The 720-nt window shown below is 57.6% G+C and carries 1 protein-coding gene; it reads left to right on the top strand.

Translation table 11 applies throughout. From position 1 onward, the window contains the following. Window positions 1-124 precede the first annotated feature (124 nt). Window positions 125-720 (top strand): transposase (locus ACK8OE_RS20885; protein WP_410274233.1); only part of this gene is annotated, 596 nt, incomplete at its 3' end.

The raw sequence follows: 720 nt of genomic DNA, 5'->3' as shown, positions 1-720 counted from the left end.
TAGCCGCCCTTATTCACGGCGGCGGCAAAAAGATGCAGCGGGTGTAGCGTAAAGCGTTGTTTTGGAATAGATTCCGGTTACCACACCAAACCCATTCCGAACCACGAGCCCTGCCACACCCGCCATGGACCAGGATACCGATCTTCCATTCGATTTGCCAAGCGTTTCGCGCAAGAAAATCACGGCCGCCTTTGATGGCGGACGCATCAGTTCGGACGGCGGTGTCCTGCTGTTGACTGCCGCGGAACGCCGGATCGGGATCATTGATCGTCTTTGGCGGCTGATACCGGATCGACGCAACCCCTTCCTGGTAACCCATTCCCTTGCCTCGATCCTGAAGGCGCGGGTCTTCGCCATCGCCTGTGGCTATGAAGATGGCAACGATCTGGCTTTCCTGCGCACCGATCCGGCCTTCAAGCTGGCATGCGGGCGACTGCCTGAAGGCGGCAAGGACCTGTGCTCACAACCGACCCTGTCGCGCCTTGAGAATGCGCCGGACCTGCGTAGCTCGATAAAGCTGACCTACGGTCTTATCGACCAGTACTGCGCCAGTTTCGAGTCGGCTGTTCCAATGGCCATAACCCTCGATATCGATGACACGGTCGACGTGGTTCACGGCCGACAACAGTTGTCGCTCTTCAATGCTCATGAAGGGGAATATGTCTTTAAGCCGATCCACGTCTACGATGTGAGCACAGGCCGACCGGTCGTCGTCATCCT

This window comes from Asticcacaulis sp. W401b, assembly GCF_046503825.1.
In the GTDB taxonomy this organism is placed as follows: Bacteria; Pseudomonadota; Alphaproteobacteria; order Caulobacterales; family Caulobacteraceae; genus Asticcacaulis.
This window is presented reverse-complemented; position numbering and strand designations above follow the sequence as displayed.